20 protein-coding genes are annotated in these 18,204 nt (G+C 45.7%); 8 read left to right on the forward strand and 12 right to left on the reverse strand.

Going from position 1 to position 18,204, the window contains the following annotated elements:
* Positions 1-22 precede the first annotated feature (22 nt).
* Complete coding sequence (locus ACAW68_10690; GenBank protein ID XGA15900.1) at positions 23-163, forward strand: hypothetical protein; 141 nt, start codon at positions 23-25, stop codon at positions 161-163.
* A 52-nt stretch (positions 164-215) separates the two neighbouring features.
* Here the strand turns inward: ACAW68_10690 and ACAW68_10695 are convergent, their stop codons facing one another.
* The 4 genes from ACAW68_10695 to ACAW68_10710 all read right to left on the reverse strand — a co-directional run bounded on the left by ACAW68_10695 (position 216) and on the right by ACAW68_10710 (position 3,011).
* Entirely contained in the window at positions 216-701 is a 486-nt protein-coding gene (locus ACAW68_10695; GenBank protein ID XGA15901.1) for a phosphatidylglycerophosphatase A, read from the reverse strand.
* A 78-nt stretch (positions 702-779) separates the two neighbouring features.
* Positions 780-1,691 (reverse strand): NADP-dependent oxidoreductase, encoded by a 912-nt coding sequence (locus tag ACAW68_10700; GenBank protein ID XGA15902.1) that lies wholly within the window; start codon positions 1,689-1,691, stop codon positions 780-782.
* Positions 1,692-1,843: 152 nt separating this feature from the next.
* Positions 1,844-2,548 (reverse strand): MIP/aquaporin family protein, encoded by a 705-nt coding sequence (locus ACAW68_10705; GenBank protein ID XGA15903.1) that lies wholly within the window; start codon positions 2,546-2,548, stop codon positions 1,844-1,846.
* 124 nt (positions 2,549-2,672) lie between these two features.
* The gene (locus ACAW68_10710) at positions 2,673-3,011 is read right to left on the reverse strand and encodes a hypothetical protein (GenBank protein ID XGA15904.1); all 339 of its coding nucleotides are present in this window, start codon (positions 3,009-3,011) and stop codon (positions 2,673-2,675) included.
* Positions 3,012-3,162: 151 nt separating this feature from the next.
* Between ACAW68_10710 and ACAW68_10715 the strand changes: the two genes are divergently transcribed.
* From ACAW68_10715 to ACAW68_10730, 4 genes are all read left to right on the forward strand, one after another.
* Positions 3,163-3,828 carry an NAD(P)H-hydrate epimerase gene (locus ACAW68_10715; protein ID XGA15905.1) on the forward strand — a complete coding sequence of 222 codons (666 nt, stop codon included), beginning with the start codon at positions 3,163-3,165 and terminating at the stop codon, positions 3,826-3,828.
* A complete protein-coding gene (locus tag ACAW68_10720; protein ID XGA15906.1) occupies positions 3,828-5,678 on the forward strand; it encodes an FAD/NAD(P)-binding protein in 1,851 nt (616 codons plus the stop codon). Before ACAW68_10715 ends, ACAW68_10720 begins: the two co-directional genes overlap by 1 nt.
* A gap of 180 nt (positions 5,679-5,858) precedes the next feature.
* Complete coding sequence (locus ACAW68_10725) at positions 5,859-7,172, forward strand: Y-family DNA polymerase (GenBank protein ID XGA15907.1); 1,314 nt, start codon at positions 5,859-5,861, stop codon at positions 7,170-7,172.
* Positions 7,165-7,542 (forward strand): hypothetical protein, encoded by a 378-nt coding sequence (locus ACAW68_10730; protein XGA15908.1) that lies wholly within the window; start codon positions 7,165-7,167, stop codon positions 7,540-7,542. Before ACAW68_10725 ends, ACAW68_10730 begins: the two co-directional genes overlap by 8 nt.
* 32 nt (positions 7,543-7,574) lie before the next feature.
* On the opposite strand, the gene ACAW68_10735 is transcribed toward ACAW68_10730, so the two are convergent.
* From ACAW68_10735 to ACAW68_10750, 4 genes are all read right to left on the reverse strand, one after another.
* Entirely contained in the window at positions 7,575-8,453 is an 879-nt protein-coding gene (locus ACAW68_10735; protein XGA15909.1) for an ROK family protein, read from the reverse strand.
* A 27-nt stretch (positions 8,454-8,480) separates the two neighbouring features.
* Positions 8,481-9,434, reverse strand: a complete 954-nt coding sequence (locus ACAW68_10740) for a GRP family sugar transporter (protein ID XGA15910.1) — start codon at positions 9,432-9,434, stop codon at positions 8,481-8,483.
* Between the two features lie 181 nt (positions 9,435-9,615).
* Positions 9,616-10,218 carry a cation transporter gene (locus ACAW68_10745; protein XGA15911.1) on the reverse strand — a complete coding sequence of 201 codons (603 nt, stop codon included), beginning with the start codon at positions 10,216-10,218 and terminating at the stop codon, positions 9,616-9,618.
* Positions 10,219-10,367: 149 nt separating this feature from the next.
* On the reverse strand, positions 10,368-11,765 hold the full coding sequence (locus ACAW68_10750; protein XGA15912.1) for an APC family permease: 1,398 nt from the start codon (positions 11,763-11,765) through the stop codon (positions 10,368-10,370).
* 495 nt (positions 11,766-12,260) lie between these two features.
* On the opposite strand from ACAW68_10750, the gene ACAW68_10755 reads away from it, so the two are divergent.
* On the forward strand, positions 12,261-13,496 hold the full coding sequence (locus ACAW68_10755) for an amidohydrolase family protein (GenBank protein ID XGA15913.1): 1,236 nt from the start codon (positions 12,261-12,263) through the stop codon (positions 13,494-13,496).
* Positions 13,497-13,543: 47 nt separating this feature from the next.
* On the opposite strand, the gene ACAW68_10760 is transcribed toward ACAW68_10755, so the two are convergent.
* A complete protein-coding gene (locus ACAW68_10760) occupies positions 13,544-14,098 on the reverse strand; it encodes a PolC-type DNA polymerase III (GenBank protein ID XGA15914.1) in 555 nt (184 codons plus the stop codon).
* Positions 14,099-14,220: 122 nt separating this feature from the next.
* On the opposite strand from ACAW68_10760, the gene ACAW68_10765 reads away from it, so the two are divergent.
* Complete coding sequence (locus tag ACAW68_10765; GenBank protein ID XGA15915.1) at positions 14,221-14,583, forward strand: hypothetical protein; 363 nt, start codon at positions 14,221-14,223, stop codon at positions 14,581-14,583.
* 51 nt (positions 14,584-14,634) lie between these two features.
* Here ACAW68_10765 and ACAW68_10770 read toward each other — a convergent pair whose 3' ends face one another.
* The 3 genes from ACAW68_10770 to ACAW68_10780 all read right to left on the reverse strand — a co-directional run bounded on the left by ACAW68_10770 (position 14,635) and on the right by ACAW68_10780 (position 16,910).
* Positions 14,635-15,129, reverse strand: a complete 495-nt coding sequence (locus tag ACAW68_10770) for a hypothetical protein (GenBank protein XGA15916.1) — start codon at positions 15,127-15,129, stop codon at positions 14,635-14,637.
* 146 nt (positions 15,130-15,275) lie between these two features.
* Entirely contained in the window at positions 15,276-16,271 is a 996-nt protein-coding gene (locus ACAW68_10775; protein XGA15917.1) for a YeiH family protein, read from the reverse strand.
* Between the two features lie 66 nt (positions 16,272-16,337).
* A complete protein-coding gene (locus tag ACAW68_10780; GenBank protein ID XGA15918.1) occupies positions 16,338-16,910 on the reverse strand; it encodes an N-acetyltransferase family protein in 573 nt (190 codons plus the stop codon).
* A gap of 200 nt (positions 16,911-17,110) precedes the next feature.
* On the opposite strand from ACAW68_10780, the gene ACAW68_10785 reads away from it, so the two are divergent.
* Complete coding sequence (locus tag ACAW68_10785; protein ID XGA15919.1) at positions 17,111-18,172, forward strand: tRNA dihydrouridine synthase; 1,062 nt, start codon at positions 17,111-17,113, stop codon at positions 18,170-18,172.
* Positions 18,173-18,204: the final 32 nt, after the last annotated feature.

An 18,204-nucleotide genomic window follows, 5' to 3' on the forward strand; every position in this document is an offset into this window, starting at 1 on the left:
ATGTGCAGGAGGTAATGGAATTATGTCACAAAAGAATAAGTTGAAGAAGTTGTTGGAAAAGAAGGGGATTGAGTCAATTAACGTTGACGGTACACCAACACCTGTTCAAAGCGCCAAGGAGCTCGATTTGATTGAAGCTGCCAAGGCAAACGGCATCATGTAATTCTGACTATACAAAATAGGACGCACAACCATTTGGCTGTGCGTCCTATTTTTTAATCGTGTGCGATACGCGCTTGTGCTGCAGCGGCGATGGCTGACACGATATCATCAATAAACGTGTTCACGCGGCCACCGCGGTGTTGTTCGTCGTTCAAACGACCAACAATACCTGGCTTCATGCGATCAAGGTAACCAAAGTTCGTCCATGAAATCGTGCCGTACACACCCAAAATTGACATAACCAATTGTTCATCAATCCCATATGTGCCGTGGTCACGGTCGATACGGCTTTGCAATGGTTGTGGCAATTGCTTTGCTTCTGCTAAGTCATCGATAGCTAGACCGGTCATGACCGCATCTTGCACTTCAGTCTTGTGCAAAACGTGTTGCACTGAATCGATTGCATCAGCCATCGTCAAGTCAGGAATAATCGCACGTTGACCAAACAAGACCAACTCTGCAATATCCTTTAATTCAACGCCACGTGCATTTAGCATCGCAACAACATCTTCATAATAATCGCGTTCTGTAAATAGCATAATAATAAATCCCTCTACCCGTATTGTAACAACAGGCGATTGTTTCACATGAAACAATCGCCTGATTTTAATCTTTAATTAAAAGGTAAATACCGCCTTACCTGCCAATGAGGCTTGGCGAGCAGCTGCGTGTGCTTCACGCAATGCTTCAACTGAGAATGGCTTAACATCCCCAACCTTAACAACAATCTTACCAGCTGCCATATCATCCAACAACGCTGCCAAGTTTGGACGCTTTCCGTTTTGATAAGTGTGTACTGCATCAATATCAAACTTACTGATGGCTTCTTCATCAAAACCAGTCAAGTTACGCAACTTACCGCCTTGCTTCAAAACCTTCGCAGATTGGATGGCGACATCCCCACCGATCGTATCCAACACCGCATCAAAGTCTGACAAGTCATTCTCATAAGCAGTGTGATAATCAACTGGCGTCACATCCCCCAATGACTTTAGATAGTCAAAGTCAGCTGGCTTTGCCGTTGCATAGACAACTGCACCACGGTTCAAAGCTGCTTGAATCGCAACAGAACCAACACTACCGGCACCACCTTGAATCAAAACCTTTTGACCAGGTTGCACATCCAAATCATCCGTAATCATTTGGTACCCAGTTGCTGCACCCACAACAGCCGCAACTGCGTGAACATCATCGACGCCTTCTGGCACCTTAGCAACTGCAGATTGACCAACCGGAACTTCTTCGGCATACGTTTGGTGGTGACGCGTTGCAGCGACACGATCACCAACCTTGAAGTCAGTGACTTCTTCACCAACCGCAATCACTTCGCCAACGACACTTGAGCCAGGAATCAATGGTAGCTTATCAGCCTCACCCATCAATCCTTGCACAAACTTCACGTCATAAGGATCAATTGCAGTTGCATGATTCTTAACCAATACTTGCTTCTTCAAAATCTTAGGTGTGTCGACTTCAACTTCCTCAAGTACATCAACGTCCCCAAATGCCTTAATTTGTACTGCCTTCATGATGAAATCCCTCCTTGGTTTGACCAATCTTGATTTGTTGATTTTATTTTAACCTCTTTCGTCACGAGTGTACAAAATAAAGGCATTATTTTCGTCCTGAAAACAAAAATGCGTATCGTCACATAGACGATACGCATTTTAATGATTGATTATTAGTCTTCTTCAGAACCCAAACCAAACTTAGCAACTACGGCTGCCAAAGCGGCACCAACCAATGGACCTACGATGTAGGCACCAATGTTAGTCAATGCAGCTGATGAACCGAAGATTGCAAGGAAGGCAGCAGGTGCCAATGAACGTGCAGGGTTCAATGAAGCACCAGTTGCTTGCAAACCAAGCATGATCAAAGCAGCCAAAGTCAAACCGATGACGAATGGTGCAACTGATGAGATAGCTGCGTTCTTCTTAGCCGTAACCATCAAGATTACCAAGACAAAGACGAACGTCAAGAATGCTTCGATCAATGAAGCTGACAAGAATGAAATTGGTGACGTAAAGTTCGTTTGACCAAATCCAACTTGCTTAATCGTTGCTGCTGGAGCACCGAAAGCCTTCATGAAACCCAAAACAACGGCTGAACCTGCAAAGGCACCGATGATTTGTGAAACAACGTAACCCAAGTAATCCATCCATGAGATGCGACCGTTAATGGCAGCAGCAAATGAAACGGCTGGGTTAAAGTGACCACCTGAGATTGAACCAAAGGCATATGCTCCGGCTACAACAGCCAACCCAAAGGCCAAGGCAACTGGCAATGGACCAGTTTGAGTTCCGACGAAGACAACAACGCCAGTTCCCATGGCAACCAACATCAACGTTCCGAAGAACTCGGCAAGATACTTGCGCATGTTTTCCATGATAAAAAACTCCCTTATTCTATTGGTACGAGAATCGTACGAGATTAATAATTTCTGTTCCTACTATATAACACAACCAGTCTTAAATTCAGCTTTAAGGCCTGGCATTAAAAGAAATTTAAGTTTAACGACCGATGATTTTGCTTGCCGCACGGTCTAGTGCAAGCCAAACATTCATGGCATTTGCCTTAAATTGCTCGATGTAGCTAGGTTGTTCATCTTCCGGCTTTGCTTCGCCTTCATAGGCGTTACCAATACCGAATACTTGTAGGGCGCGGAAATCTTCATCCCAACGAACCGTAAAGTAATTGCCTTCCATGCGCTCATCGATAATGTCTTGGAAACCTAGCTTTAGCGCTTCCTTGATCACATCATCTTCACTAACTGGGAAGCCACGCGCTGCCATCAAAGCAACACGGTCAGCCACTTGCGTCATATCTTCTGGGATTGATCCTTCATTCATTACGAATAGTCCTTCTTTCCTTCACTTACTTTGTGTCAATCTAAACACGCTCCTAAAGACATTTTAGCAGTGACTTGCGATATAATAAACTGTGAACGTCCTAATCGACGTTTTTGCTATTATACCTATTAAATTAAGGAGGTTACTTTTCATGGTTGAAGCAGTAACCGCACAAGACATGCAACGATTCGATCGTTACACGATCGAAGAAATTGGTGTGCCCTCATTAGTGTTGATGGAGCGCGCCGCAATGTCTGTGATTGATGTTCTCGCAGCTGGGTCATTCGACTTGGCTAACGTCCTCGTCATCGCCGGTTTGGGTAACAACGGTGGTGATGGTGTCGCTATTGCGCGTATGTTGACCCAAAAGGGCGTCAACGTCGACCTACTTATCCTAGGCGATGAACACCGTGCAACGGCTAACACAGCTACCCAATTGAAGATTGCTCGCGGATACGGCATTGAAACGCAAAATCGTGTCCGTGATTTCCGTAATTACACTGTTATCGTCGACGCTTTGTTTGGAATTGGCCTTTCTAAACCCGTTCCAAGCAAACTTGGTGATATTATTAAACGAGTAAATGCCGCAAACATTCCAGTTGTCTCAGTTGATGTGCCTTCTGGTTTGCACGCAACAACAGGAGAAATCCTTGGCTCTGCCATTCGTGCCACCGCAACAGTAACCTTTGCCTACCCAAAGCAAGGGTTGCTACAAAACGAAGGCTTGAAGCGTGCCGGTAACATCTACGTGAAGGATATCGGTATCTATTCACCCGAAGAATTAGCAGCATTTAAGCAGGAAGAGAGTGAGAACTAATGAATATTGCATTGGTCGGAGCTGGTCCTCGAAACTTGACGTTGGTTGAGCGCTTGATGGCGCACGCCAAGAAGACGACTGACCCCGTAGACATTACGTTATACGACCCATTCCCAATCGGAGGTCGTGTTTGGAATCCAGATCAAGATCCAACATTTTTGATGAACACTGTGACGCAACAATTGACGTTGTTCACAGATCCATCAGTTCCTAACCATGCATCTACTGCCCTATACGGACCTAACTTCTACGAGTGGGCTGTAACTTACGGTAAGGAATATGTTAAGATGCACAACTTCGAAAACGAAGCTTACTTCTTGGACGAGTTGACGCGTATTAACCCTAACCGTTTCACTTCACGTGCCTTGTTCGGTGTGTACTCACAATGGTTCTTTGAACACTTGGGTGCCCACGTGCCAGCTAACGTGACGTTGTCATACGAGCGCAAGTCTGTTTCAGACGTTGTGAAGAATGGCGATGAGTACACGGTAACTTTGGACGACAATTCATCAGTTAAGGCTGATCACGTCGTTATGGCTTTGGGTCACGTTGATAACGACTTGGACGACGAGCAAAAGGTTTTCGCTGCCGCAGCAGATGAAAATGCTGACTTGTTGTACGTTGCACCAACGCACCCATCAGAAGCTGACTTGGATGCTGTGCCAGCACGCGAAAAGGTTGTTTTGCGTGGTTTGGGATTGAGTTTCTTTGACTACATCGCTAAGTTGACAATCAGCCGTGGCGGACGCTTCTCTCGTGACAACAACGGGGTCTTGTACTACTTGCCATCAGGTAAGGAGCCACACATGATCGCCGGTTCTCGCAAGGGATTGCCTATGCACGCCCGTGGTGTTAACCAAAAGGTCGAAGCTGAAGGTTACCAACCAAAGTTCTTTACGAGCGAAAACTTGGACGCCTTGGCTGCAAAGTCAAACGGTCAAGTGTCTTACGATGAATTCTTCACGTTGTTGCGTAAGGAATTGGAGTACAAGCACTACCAAAACACAATTAACGACTTGGGTGTGACATGGCCATTTAACGCTGAAACGTTTATGAACGCTTTGGCCGAGAGTGACGATTTGAATGAAACTGCTCGTAAGTTTGGTGTCGCTGAAGAGTACATCATGGACTGGGAGCGTATTTTGAACCCAGTTAATGACGTACCTGCTGAAGTTGAATACAGCGACTTCATGATGAACTACCTAACTTGGGACATTAACGACGCTTACCAAGGTAACAACGATGCGCCGTATGCCGGTGCCTTCGACATGTTGCGTGACGTTCGTGGTATCATCCGTCACTACTTGGACGCTGGTTACTTGTCAGCTGACGAGTATGCCAAGTTCCTTTCAAAGTTCAACCCATTCAACTCATTGATTTCCGTTGGACCTCCTGTCCTACGTGTTGAGCAAATGCGTGCTTTGATTGAAGCTGGTGTTTTGACGATTGCTGGACCTGGCTTGGCCGTTTCTGTCCAAGATGATCACTACCTAGCAACAGACAACCGTGGTAACTCATGGGCGGTTAACAACCTAGTTGAGGCTCGTTTGTTCTCTGTTTCATTGGCAAACTCAGTTAACCCATTGGTTGCTAACTTGCGTGATCGTGGCGTTTTGAGCGCTGCAGAATACACAAAGGCTGATGGCTCAACTTATGTTGTCGGTGGTACTCGTATGAACAAGGAAACGTTGGTTGTTATCGATGAAAACGATAACGAAGTCGACGGCTTGTACGTATGGGGTGTCCCTACTGAAGGTTGGTCATGGTTCACGACGTTCGCACCTCGTTCAGGTGTTAACGACAAGAACTTGCGTGATGCTGAAAACATCGCCCACCACATCTTTGGTTAATCATTAGACATTAAAAGTAATAGCACCAACTCGCATAACCATGCGGGTTGGTGCTATTTTTTTGTTAAAAACACCGTCATATCAGGCGTTTTCGTATTTGCAAAGATTTTCTAAAGGGTGTATATTAGGTTTATCCTAACGTTAGGATAAACCTAATATACATAAATAGAGGTCATTCTGATGGTCGATGTCTACCAAAAAGAAACCGCCAGGCACGTAATGGTTATCGACTCAAAAAGCTTTTATGCGAGCGTTGAAAGTGTCGATTTGGGACTCAACCCCCTCAAATCACTCCTGGTCGTGATGAGTCAACAAGAAAACACAAACGGCGGCCTTGTCTTAGCTGCCTCACCCCAAGCTAAAAAGGTCCTTGGGGTATCCAACGTTATGCGTCAACGTGACGTACCACGCGATCCACGATTGGCAATCGTCCAACCCCGTATGAATTACTATATTCAAAAAAACAAACAAATTAATGACATTTATCGGAAGTTTGTCGCCGACGAGGATTTGCACATCTATTCAATCGACGAATCATTACTCGATTTGACCGATAGCTGGCGTTACTTAGAGTCCAAATATCATCGCACCCTGACAGACTACGAAGTTGCGCGGATTATTCAGCAAGAAGTCCGTGACGCAACTGGTATCTACCTAACAGTCGGCATTGGTGACAACCCTGCCATGGCTAAAATGGCGCTCGATTTAACCGCTAAGCACGCTGATGATTTAATTGGTGAATGGCATTATGACACCATCCCCGACGTTTTATGGCCCATCGAAAAGCTTGATGACGTTTGGAGTATCGGGTCACGTACCGCAAAAAAATTACGACGCTTAGGTATTTTTTCAATGCGTGATTTGGCTGCAGCAAACCCCTACCGGCTTAAAGAAAAATTCGGCGTTAAAGGCGTCGAACTTTACGCACTGGCTTGGGGCATTGACCGTAGTTTGATTAAACAAAAATATCGGCCAAAAGAGAGTTCGTTTAGTAACGGGCAAGTTCTGCCGCGCGACTACGACAATCCGACCGAAATTGAAGTCGTGATTCGTGAAATTGGTGAGCAAGTCGCGAGTCGTTTGCGTGCCAAACACGTGGTTGCCAGTCAGATTAGCCTTGGCATCGGCTTTGGATATCGCGAAACAAACCAAACACACGGTTTCGGCGGCCAGATAACGATTGATGCCACCAATCTCAGTTTGCCAATTACCAATGCACTCCGCGATATTTTTAGGCAACATTACGAGGGACAAGTCGTGCGCAACGTTTACGTCAGTGCCGGCCGTTTAGCACCTGAAGGCGTTGAACAAATCGACCTATTTACCCCGGTCATGATTAATACGCGCCAACGAACCATCGATACCGTCATCGATGATATTCGCAAAAAATTTGGCGTCGGCGCTGTCTTCAAAAGTTCTAGTGTTGCCGGCGGTACGATGCTTAACCGTATCGGTCTGGTTGGTGGTCACAACGGAGGAAACGCTTATGGATGATGAACAGGATATGTTCGAACGGGCAGCCTACTTTTTCAGCCACGATTATCAAGATCGCGGCATGGTGAAATGGCAAGGCTACTACCTGTCTGACCACACCGAAGACGTTAAAAAGAAGGAAGCCTTAGAATTAGCCCGCCAAAATCGTAAACGCATGCCAGAAATGACCTTACCCGATATGACAGCGATTTTATTCGACGCTTTCGGCCGACATGAAGAAGTGGCCGTGCAAGAAAATTATTCAGATACAGATGGTGCGGTACCACCCATCATCACCGGGTTAGTCACTGGCTATACCGACTCAGACATCATTATCGGTGACACCCGCATTCCGCTATCTAATTTGTGGTGGGCGCAAAAAACGCAGTGATTCGCACATTGAATCACTGCGTTTTTCATTAATTAAGCTTCAACCAGTTGCTTTGCTAAATAGAAGCAACCTAGAATACCGGCGTTGTCGCCGTTTCCGACCGTCACCAAATACTTATCCAAATCATCAACTGGTAGGTAATCCGCCAATTGTTCCGCAAATGACTTGCGCACCATTGGCAACAATACTTCACGGTGAGGGACCCCACCACCAAATACAATGCGATCCGGACGCAAAATAACGGTGTAAGTCACGGCCGCTTGCGCCAAGTAGTACGCTTCGATTTCCCATGCCAAGTGATCATCTGGCAATGACTTTGCTGATTCTTGCCAACGGTCTTCGATGGCCGGACCGGCTGCCAACCCTTCCAAGCAGTTATCGCCATGGAATGGGCAGTGACCGACGTAACTGTCTTGCGGGTGCTTACGCATCATAATGTGCCCAGCTTCAGGGTGTGAATTACCACTCAGTAGCTGTCCATGCTGAATAATTCCGGCACCGACACCCGTCCCGACCGTTAGATAAACGACATTTTCAACGTCTTTAGCTGCACCTGATACATACTCAGCCCAGCCGGCGCCATTCACATCAGTCGTCCAATAGTACGGGATGTCGCGCCATGCCCGCATCGCACCCAAAAAATCATATCCTGACCAACCACGCTTCGGTGTATCTAAGACATACCCATATGTGCGACTATCCGGATTAATATCAATCGGTCCAAATGCTGCAATTCCGATGGCCGCGATGTCATCATAACGATCAAAGAAATCAATCACCTGAGCAATGGTCCCCGCACCGTCCAACGTCGGAAAACTTTCACGCGCGACCACAACATCTGGATTTTCAACATCCGCCACCGCAACGACAAACTTTGTACCACCTGCTTCAATAGCTCCCAAAAGTGCCATAATTTTAATTCCCCCAATTTAAAACACTTACAATACTGACAATTTCGAAATCAAAATTGCCCCCACGATTACTAATACCGTTCCCAGGAAAATGTATCCCATCTGGCGGGTCGTTTTGCGTTCACCAAGAATGAAAATGGCCCCAAACGTCCCAACGATAATCCCTGTCTGAGAAAGGGTTGTCGCTGTTGCTTGCCCCACTTCTGGATTTCCCGTTGAGATGAACATAAAGACATTTCCGAGCGCCCAAACTAACCCCGTGATAATTTGACGCGCTGTGCCAATTTTAAAGATGTTACGCGTCTCCTTAAAGTAGAAGGCCACAATCAACCATGCACCTAGAATTTGTCCAATCGACTGTGGTGCAACGATTGCTGTCATGTAATCCAACCCATTATTTTGGTTATGGATGGCATCTGAAATGTAGCCCCACTTGTTCAACAAGTTTGGCAAAACGAAGTACATCATAAAGGCCAGCGTAGAGACGATGACTGCCGTCACACCACCTTTGAAATCACGTTCTGGATTGGTTTCAACCGGCGCATTTTTATCGCGAACCGTCGTCAAAAGTGCCCCACCGGTTACTAACGCGATTGATAGCAAACCAAAGAACCACATGCGGCCTGTGTGCCATTCACCCAGCACCGCAGCTGCCATCAAGGCATTTCCAACAATTTGACCAGATGTCGACAACGGATTTCCAATCGACACCCCTAACTTCTTAAAGCCAATCAGTTGACCAACCTGACCAACTGCCCAGATCAATCCTGAGATAAATCCTACCAACCAAATGCGTGAATTAAATGCATAATCCATGCCGGCATTCGGAATAACGAAAAATGCCAATGTACCGAAGCCAAGCAAGATGGCTCCAATCGTCATTCCCATGATGCCTTGAGCAGCTGTTCCACCGGCCTTGGTGGTCACAATTCCTACTGACCCCCAGGCTAATGCTGGTACCAACGCAATCAATATCGACATATCAATAATTCCCCCTAATCAAAAACTTTCTATCAACATGTATTACGCTACTCGCGCGAAAACGCTTTCACAAGTTTCGTTTTTTAACGAGCCGTCATTTTTCAGATAGATGCACAAAAAAGCCGGATGACATTGACCATTAAATCAATATCACCCAGCTGATTAATTACATATTAACTGTTTACTTTTCGAACAATTCCAATCCTTCACGGCCGACATAAATCGCAAACAAGATTGTCGCAACTGCATCTGCCCACCATAGGCCAAACAATGCCGTCAGGACCATGCCACCCAATACAAGAGCCGCTAACACCGCACATGTGACATTACACATCGCGTCATCACGCAACGCTTCAGATTGAATACGATCACCAATGCGACGCTTCATCGTTGTCATGATTGGCATCAAGATAACGGACATAATCGCAATGATCAACCCAATACCGCTTTCCGCTGGCATTTCATGGTTAATCAGGTTCATAACCGAAGTAATCAACACATATCCTGAAAGTAACAACAGGATACCCTTTACCAATCGGCTGGCCGTACGTTCAACCCGCGCTACCGTCTTGGCATCCGCACCATTATATTCGGCGCGCAAACGCCAAATTAAAATACCACCGGCGACTGTTTCCAAAAAGGCATCGAGCCCAAACGCAATCAGCAAAATTGACCCAGCGTGAATCCCCGCAGACACACCAAGCACAAATTCAATCGCCATCCATGCCATTGAAATCACTTCTAATTGAATGCCCCGCGCTAATAATTTCTGTCGTACTTCCATTTCATTTTCTCCCCGAATAATACATGTCATTTATTTCATATGTTTATTATATCATAAGTTTGAGAAAAAATGCACAATTAAAAAATGACCTCGGTTTTTAAACCAAGATCATTTCAAAAAGTTTTTCTGTTTCACGTGGAACAAATTGTTTAGTTCATCCGTGAATGTTTCATACCATACGTTAGGTACAAAATAATCCCCAACACAGACCATACCAGCGCTGCTACCAGTGTTTCTAGGTGCAATTGCGTGATTAAGAAGAACGTGAATAGCGCTGACAAAATTGGTAGCACCGGATAACCAGGCATCTTATAACCATCTTGGCGCACATCAGCACGCTTACGTAATGGCAAAATTCCCAATGACACAACCATAAATGCCAACAATGTGCCCATATTCACCAAATCGACTAGCTTTTCTAGCGGTACGAACCCACCAAAGAATGCCACAACAATTGTTGCAATACCCAGCGCACGTTCTGGTTCCCCTTGCTTACTCAACTTACCTAGTCCACCTGGCAATAGGCCATCACGACCAACGGCATAAATCAATCGTGAAGAAGCATATAGCATCGTCACCATCATCGTGAACATCCCAATCAACGCCCCAATGGTGATGATAAGCGCTGCCCAGTGTTGGCCAACTTGTTGCATCGCAAACGCAGCCGGATCAGCAACGTTCAACTTTGAATAGTGCACCATCCCTGTCAAAACTAGAGCAACCAAACCATACAAAACTGCTGCGACAATCAATGTCCCGATAATACCAATTGGCATATCGCGCTTTGGATTTTTCACCTCAGCAGCGGTCGCTGACAACGCATCAAACCCTAGAAAGGCGAAGAACACCATCGACGTTCCGGCAAAGACCCCTTGAATACCAAACGCACCATCCATGCGCTTTGGAATCAGTGGTGTCAAATTGTCAGCTTTGATGAAGAAAAAGCCGACGACAATGAACAACACAATAATCCCGATTTTCAATAACACCATCGCATTTTGAACGCGCTTAGATTCAGTCATTCCCCCGCGCAACAGCAACCCAATTAACAAGACGATTACCACTGCGACAATATTCACAACCGTTCCTTCAGCCGGATTATAAGCTCCTGATAACGCGGTTGGTAACTTGAAGAATGGTGACATCAAATTTGCAAAGTAGGCTGACCAGCCGGTTGAAACAGCGGCCACACCTAGCGCATATTCCAAAATCAATGCCCAGCCAAGAATCCAGCCAATCACTTCACCAAAGATGACATTCCCGTATGAATATGCGGATCCAGCTACTGGCATTGCTGACGCAGTTTCCGAATACGCCATCGCAACCAAACCAGAGACAACAGCTGCGATAATAAAACTAAAAATCACGCCTGGGCCAGCTGTCGTTGCAGCAACCGTACCCGGCAAAATAAAAATACCCGTTCCAATAACTGCCCCAATTCCTAACCCAATTAAATCTTTAGCAGTCAGTGACTTTGAAAAATGCGCATCACTCTTCAAATATGTTTCCAATGATTCTTTTCGGAACATCCTCTTTAATAACGACATATAAACACCTCTTCCCAAATGACACAAAGCCCCAGTAAATAAAAAGCACGCATCGGATACCAATCCAGTATCCGATGCGTGCTAAATGAGTTTCATACAAACCAATTACTTAGTTGCCTGATGTCTCACACACTCGGATACTTTACCGTCATCCGAGTGTTCAACGCAAAATAACTTTACGATTGATTCGGATGACTAACCGAAAAACGTAAAGTAGAAAAACGCTTGCGTTGATGACATAAGTAATTGCATGAATTTCATTTCCTTTGACTTTGATTAACGCCGATTCAATTTGAACCAACGGCCCCTTTAAATGACCCCCTAAGCATATGATATCCCTGACAATTCGTCAACAACTTATCTGCACTGACTTTTTGTAACTATAACGAAACACATTGCAAGCCGGATACTCGTTTTTCGACAAAAAATAAGTTTATAATAGAAAACAAGTAGTTTGGCGCTAAACCAAACTGAGTCTAAAAATGAGGTGGTTTCATGTCGATTCGCACGTATCATAATGCGCAAGTCTATGATGTTGCGCAAGAAAAATTTATTCCTAATTCATGGTTCACCGTTGATTTGACCAGTGGTCGTATCACATCTACCGGCGTTGGCACTGCTCCTGCAGAAGGCCAAGAACTTGTCGATCTTGAAAACAAGTTTGTGACACCCGGTATGATCAATACCCACGTTCACATCATCAACAAGGTGTTCCCATACGGTCCTAAGGCATCTCGTGAGCCCTTTGAGATTGCGATGCAAGCCCAAGCTAACTTGAACGAAATGTTGGCTTCTGGTGTCACTTACACGCGCGTCCTTGCGACAGCAAATAGTTTTGATATCGGTATCCAAAAGATGACGTTGAACGGTCAATGGCGTGGTACTGGGGTTGTGGCTTCTGGTCGCGCCTTTTCAACCATTGGCGGTCACGCTTCAAAAATCGGTGAGGCGTTGACTGGTCCGGAAGAATTCCGTGCTGGTGTGCGTCGCCGTATCGAACAAGGTGCCCACGCGATTAAGTACATGGCTTCTGGTGGTATTGCCTTTGAACAATTCGAACAACCCGACATGCCACAAATGACTGAAGCTGAAATGGCGGCTGGTGTCGATGTTGCCCACCGTCGCGGTATCAAGGTTGCCGCTCACGCCGAAGCTTTGCAAACCGTTAAGGAAGCTTTGCGCGCTGGTGTTGATTCTGTTGAACACGCCTTTGTCATTGATGACGAAGCGTTGGACTTGTTCCTTTCAACTGGCACTTACTTGACGCCAACCTTGGTCGCCCCATACGTTATCATCAAGCGTGGTGACAGTTTGTTGCCACAATGGATGGTCGACAAGGCCTACAAGTGGGTTGATTCTCACTTCGAAGCTTTCGGAAAGGCAGCCAAGAACGGTGTTAACTTGGCGCTTGGAACGGATGCCGGTTCACCATTGAACGGTTATGCCGACACAGCTTTGGAAGCTGAATTGTGGTCAATTGCCGGTGCCACAAACCAACAAATTTTGCGTGCCCTCTTCACCAACGCAGCTGACTTGCTTCAAATCAGCGACGATTATGGTGAACTAGTACCCGGTAAGATGGCCGACTTCGTTATGTTCGATGCCAGCCCACTTGCTGATATTAAGGTTTTGCAAGATCCAAAGCGCGTTGCTAAGTTTGGTGAATTCGTTGATACAACTGGATTCCAAAACCCATTTATCTTGCCACTTGATAAGGGGCACCTAGCTTAAAAAACAAAAAGACGAGATGAACACATCGATGTTCATCTCGTCTTTTTTTACTTTGCCCAGACTTTTTGCATGGCCGCAAAGACCGCTAGCGTTGCGCGTGAATCTGCCAACGCACGGTGCTTTTGAGTGCCAATTTCTACTTCATATTCATCAGCCAAGCCAGCTAATGAAATATCATTTGGGTTACCATTCAACGCACGGTGGATTTGTTGCGTATCAAAAACCTTACCGTTCGTCTTCCACTTACCCAAATCGTTGTAGCGAAGGCCTTCCTTGATTAATTGGACATCCCCATCAACAATCGCGTGACCCACAACTGGATAATCACCGACGAACTTCATAAAGCGCGTCAATGCACGCTCTTCTGCCAAACCGTTTTGGATCATCTCCAACGTAATCCAGCCGTCATCACCACCCATTGATTGTGAGATGAACTTAAACGATGCCATCCCGCTCCCCATTGGCGGATTGTTGACAATCACGGAAAATTTTTCGATATCCTGACCAGTCGTTACCTTCAACGCACCAATCTCGATAATTTGATTACTGCCGTTCATTTCCAGGTCAAAAACGACATAATTTTTTAATTCTGTAAATAGCATACCCTACTCCCGATTGTTCACTATGTTAACAGTATACCCCGTCGAGAAACCGAATGCTTGCATTTATTAAAGGGAGGCGTAAAGTTATCACTAACAATACGTAAAGAAAAGGAACTTTTTTCATGCGCTCTTTAGCAAAATTCAATAAGCTACGCCGCAACTTCAACATGGAAAGCCACCGCAAGTTGCAACTTGACGAGCACGGTGTCACTGACGTTTATGATGGCGTTCAAGTGACCGTTCTCGTTAAGGACGATCAAGCAACGATGATTTTCATCGACTCTGAGGATGCCGATAACGATGAAGCTGGTCGCGCTTTCGTCGCCTTCGAGCACGGTATGAGCTGGTCATCACAAGAATTCTACAACGCCTACATGGCCGTTCACGAGAATCCAGATGAGCCAGCCGTCGCCACGGCCAACGGTATTCAAGTGACCCACAAAATCGACGCTAACGGCTTGCACATCAAGATTGTGCCAGCATAGTAATCAAAAAATCCGTCTCGGTTGAGACGGATTTTTTCGTTGTATTTATGATTATGACAATGATACGCCATTGTATTGTGTATCGACCGCTGCCACATTATCCATTAGGTAGTGTTCAACAGCCACCTTATATGGCACTTCGTTTTCATAGGCGAAGGCAGTTAGCTTCGTGAATTCAGGTGAGTTCATGTGCCAAACTTGCTTCACACCAACTTCAAGCAAGTGGTTGTGTAGCAACCCAACAATCGCCTCAAATTGGCGCAATTCACGGGCATTCGCATCATAGATGTTATACAAGTTGAATGAACGGTTTTCGATATTGGCCAACATTACCAAACCTTGAGCAGCAGTACCACGCGTTTGGCCAGTCACCTTATACATTGTTGGCGTTGGATAAGCGCGATTGCTTGGGTAAGCCACAGCTTGAGCTTCCAATGCATGCAACTTCGCGATAACTTGTCCAGCGACTTCAGGTCGAACGCCCGTCTTCACCAAAATGTTTCCGAATGACATCATAAATGCTTGTGTGTGTACTGTCCCTGTCATAACTGCCCCCTTGTTAACGTGTTCTCTGTTATTACAAGTTTAAGTTTATGACGCAGGACACAGAAAATTCGAAAAGTTCACAGAATGAAACAAAACATAGCCATTTTTACGCAAAAAGCGTCAACCACGCGGGTTGACGCTTATTTTTAGTGCATTAATAGCATGATTAAACCAAGCGCTAGCACGACTTGGAAGATGATTGTCACCAAGCCATATCCTAGGAACGTCGCCCCAGAAGACTTGATTGTCGCCCACTTCAAATTCAGTCCAATACCAGCCAAGTTCACAATCCCAAAGAAGCTAGTCACTTCATGTGCCGTACCCGTTAGCACGTGTGGCAAATTCACGAATGAATTGATGACCACCAAAACGATAAAGGTCAAAACAAACCATGGCACTTTGACCTTTGAAGTTGGTGCAACGCCTTCAACTGGTGTCGCTTTCGTAGCATAACGTGACATCAGAATGACAACTGCTGATAGCAAGACTACACGTAGCATCTTGAAGATCGGCGCATACGTCACAACGTCGCCACCAACCAAAGAAGCTGTTCCTGATACTTGTCCGACTGATTGCACCGTTCCACCAATCAACGCACTGACCAACATGTCGTTATGGTGCAACAACTCTGGTCCAATGACTGGCAAAACGAACAGCAATACAACACCGGCTAGCGAAACCGTTGCCACTGTCGTACGACGTTGATCATCGGTTGCACCAATTGCCGGTGCGACCGATGCAATGGCACTGGATCCACAAACTGCGTTTCCAGCTCCCATCAACATCGCTGATTGTGGTGCGACCTTGAAGACGCGTCCGCCAATCCACATGACAAACAGAATCGTTGCCGTCATTTGGATTAGGATGAAAATCACACCTGACCAACCCAATGTCGCCATGTTATTAAGCGTCACGTTTAGCCCAAGTACCGCAATTCCAATCTCAATTGGGTACTTCTCTGCCCACTTCACACCAGCGTTCCAGCGTTCGTGGGCAAACAATGTGTTTCCTAAAACAATTCCCATCAACATCGCCAATGCTTCGCCACCCAGCGAAGGCAAATATGGTGATAGCAATTTCGCCACAATGGACACCGCCAAAGTTAGCAAAATACCCGCCACCATATTACGTTTAATTGCCATAATACTTCTCTCCTCGAATAAAGACTACTTTTCCTAGTGTACTACTATTCGACTGAAGATAATGGTTTATTCCACTGAACGTTGCATATGTGTGTAATGATGCTCACCAATCATGAGCTCGCTAACTGGTTCAAATCCTTCACGTTCATACAACGCACGTGCCTTTGGATTACCATCATCCACATTAAGTCCAATGACTTGTTCACCTTGTGCTTGCGCAACAGCTGGCAAAGCAGCCAATAACTGTGTCCCAACACCCTTACCGCGGGCCGTCTCAGAAACTGAAATCGAATCAAGATACCATTCTTGTCCCACCGTTTCTTTGTCTGGGAATAGTTCCGCTAACTCACCAAAACGGTCAGCCAGGAGGCGTTGCAAAGACACATCCAAATAAGGTTCTTGCTTAGCCGGATAACCAAATGCCACCCCAACAATCGCACCACTCATTTCCGCAACCGTCGCATGCGTGTGTGAATAACGGGCTGTATCATCAGCCAATGCACTGTCATGCAGTAATTGTTCAATATTGTCACGACCAAGCTTTTCCACCATCGGAATTTGCATTTGGTCAATAATTGTCATTTCTAAATGGACAATTGCCCCTGTATCAGCAATTGTCGCTGGTCGAATTGTAATCATAAGTTCTTCCTCCCCATCACTCTAGTTTAACGACTTTATTTAGGTCTGCCCACTAGTTTTTTCGGAATTATCTACTTTGGATATGTAAACGCCTTGAAAGGACCTGCAAAACCCTTTAATATTGTAAATGTCCCAGTTTGGATTGCGGAAGATCGAGCCGCATAAATGAAAATAAAAATGTTTAGAGAAAGGATTTAGACATGGTTAAAGCAAAGTCAGCTTACTGGCAAGGCGTTGTCGATGAAGCCCAAAATCACCCTAAGGTTCCTGGTGTTGAGAAGACCCCATTCTTCTCACTAGCACCAATGGAAGCTGTTACGGATACGGTTTTCCGTCGCGTCGTTGAGAAGGCTGCTGCGCCTGACGTTTACTACACAGAGTTTACGAACGCCCGCAGTATTTCACACCCCAAGGCAAAGTTTACGGTCCAAGGTCGTCTACACGTTGATAAGAGCGAAAAGATGCCCGTCGTACAAATTTGGGGAAACCGTGGTGAAGACTTCGAAAAGTCATCACTAGAATTGCGCGACCGCGGCTACAACGCCATCGATTTGAACATGGGTTGTCCGGATTCAACAGTTGTCAAGAACGGAGGCGGATCAGATTTGATTCGTCACTACGATTCAGCAAAGGAAGTTATTGGCGCAGCTAAGACAGCTGGTTTGCCAGTGTCTGTTAAGACTCGTTTGGGCTTTAACGACATTGAGACGTTCCGTACTTGGATTCCATTCTTGTTGCAACAAGACATTCAAGTTTTGACAGTTCACTTGCGTACGCGTAAGGAAATGTCAAAGGTACCAGCCCACTACGAGTACATTGATGAAATCGTTAAGATGCGTGATGAAATCGCACCTGATACGTTGTTGCAAATCAACGGTGACATCAAGACGCGTGAAGAAGGTTTGGAACTTGTTCGTCAACACCCTGGTGTTGACGGTGTCATGATTGGTCGTGGTGTTTTCGAAAACCCATTCGCCTTTGAAATCATGCCTACTGAACACACGTTGGACGAAACGTTGGCTTTGTTGCGTTTGCAACTTGACCTTTACGATGAGTTCACGGCTGAGTTCGGTCCTATGCACTTCCAAAAGTTGAAGCGCTTCTTCAAGATTTATGTTCGTGGCTTTGCCTACGCCTCAGATTTGCGTGTGGCTTTGATGGACACGAACACAACTGATGAAGTTCGTACGCTTTTGGACGAGTTCGACAAGCAATGGGAAGCCAAGAAGGCTGAAGATGCTGTCGCAATCGAAGCAAAGTAAATAATAAAAGCCCGCATGCGTTGCGGGCTTTT

It is taken from the genome of Weissella confusa (assembly GCA_041871065.1).
GTDB classification, from domain to species: Bacteria; Bacillota; Bacilli; order Lactobacillales; family Lactobacillaceae; genus Weissella; species Weissella confusa_A.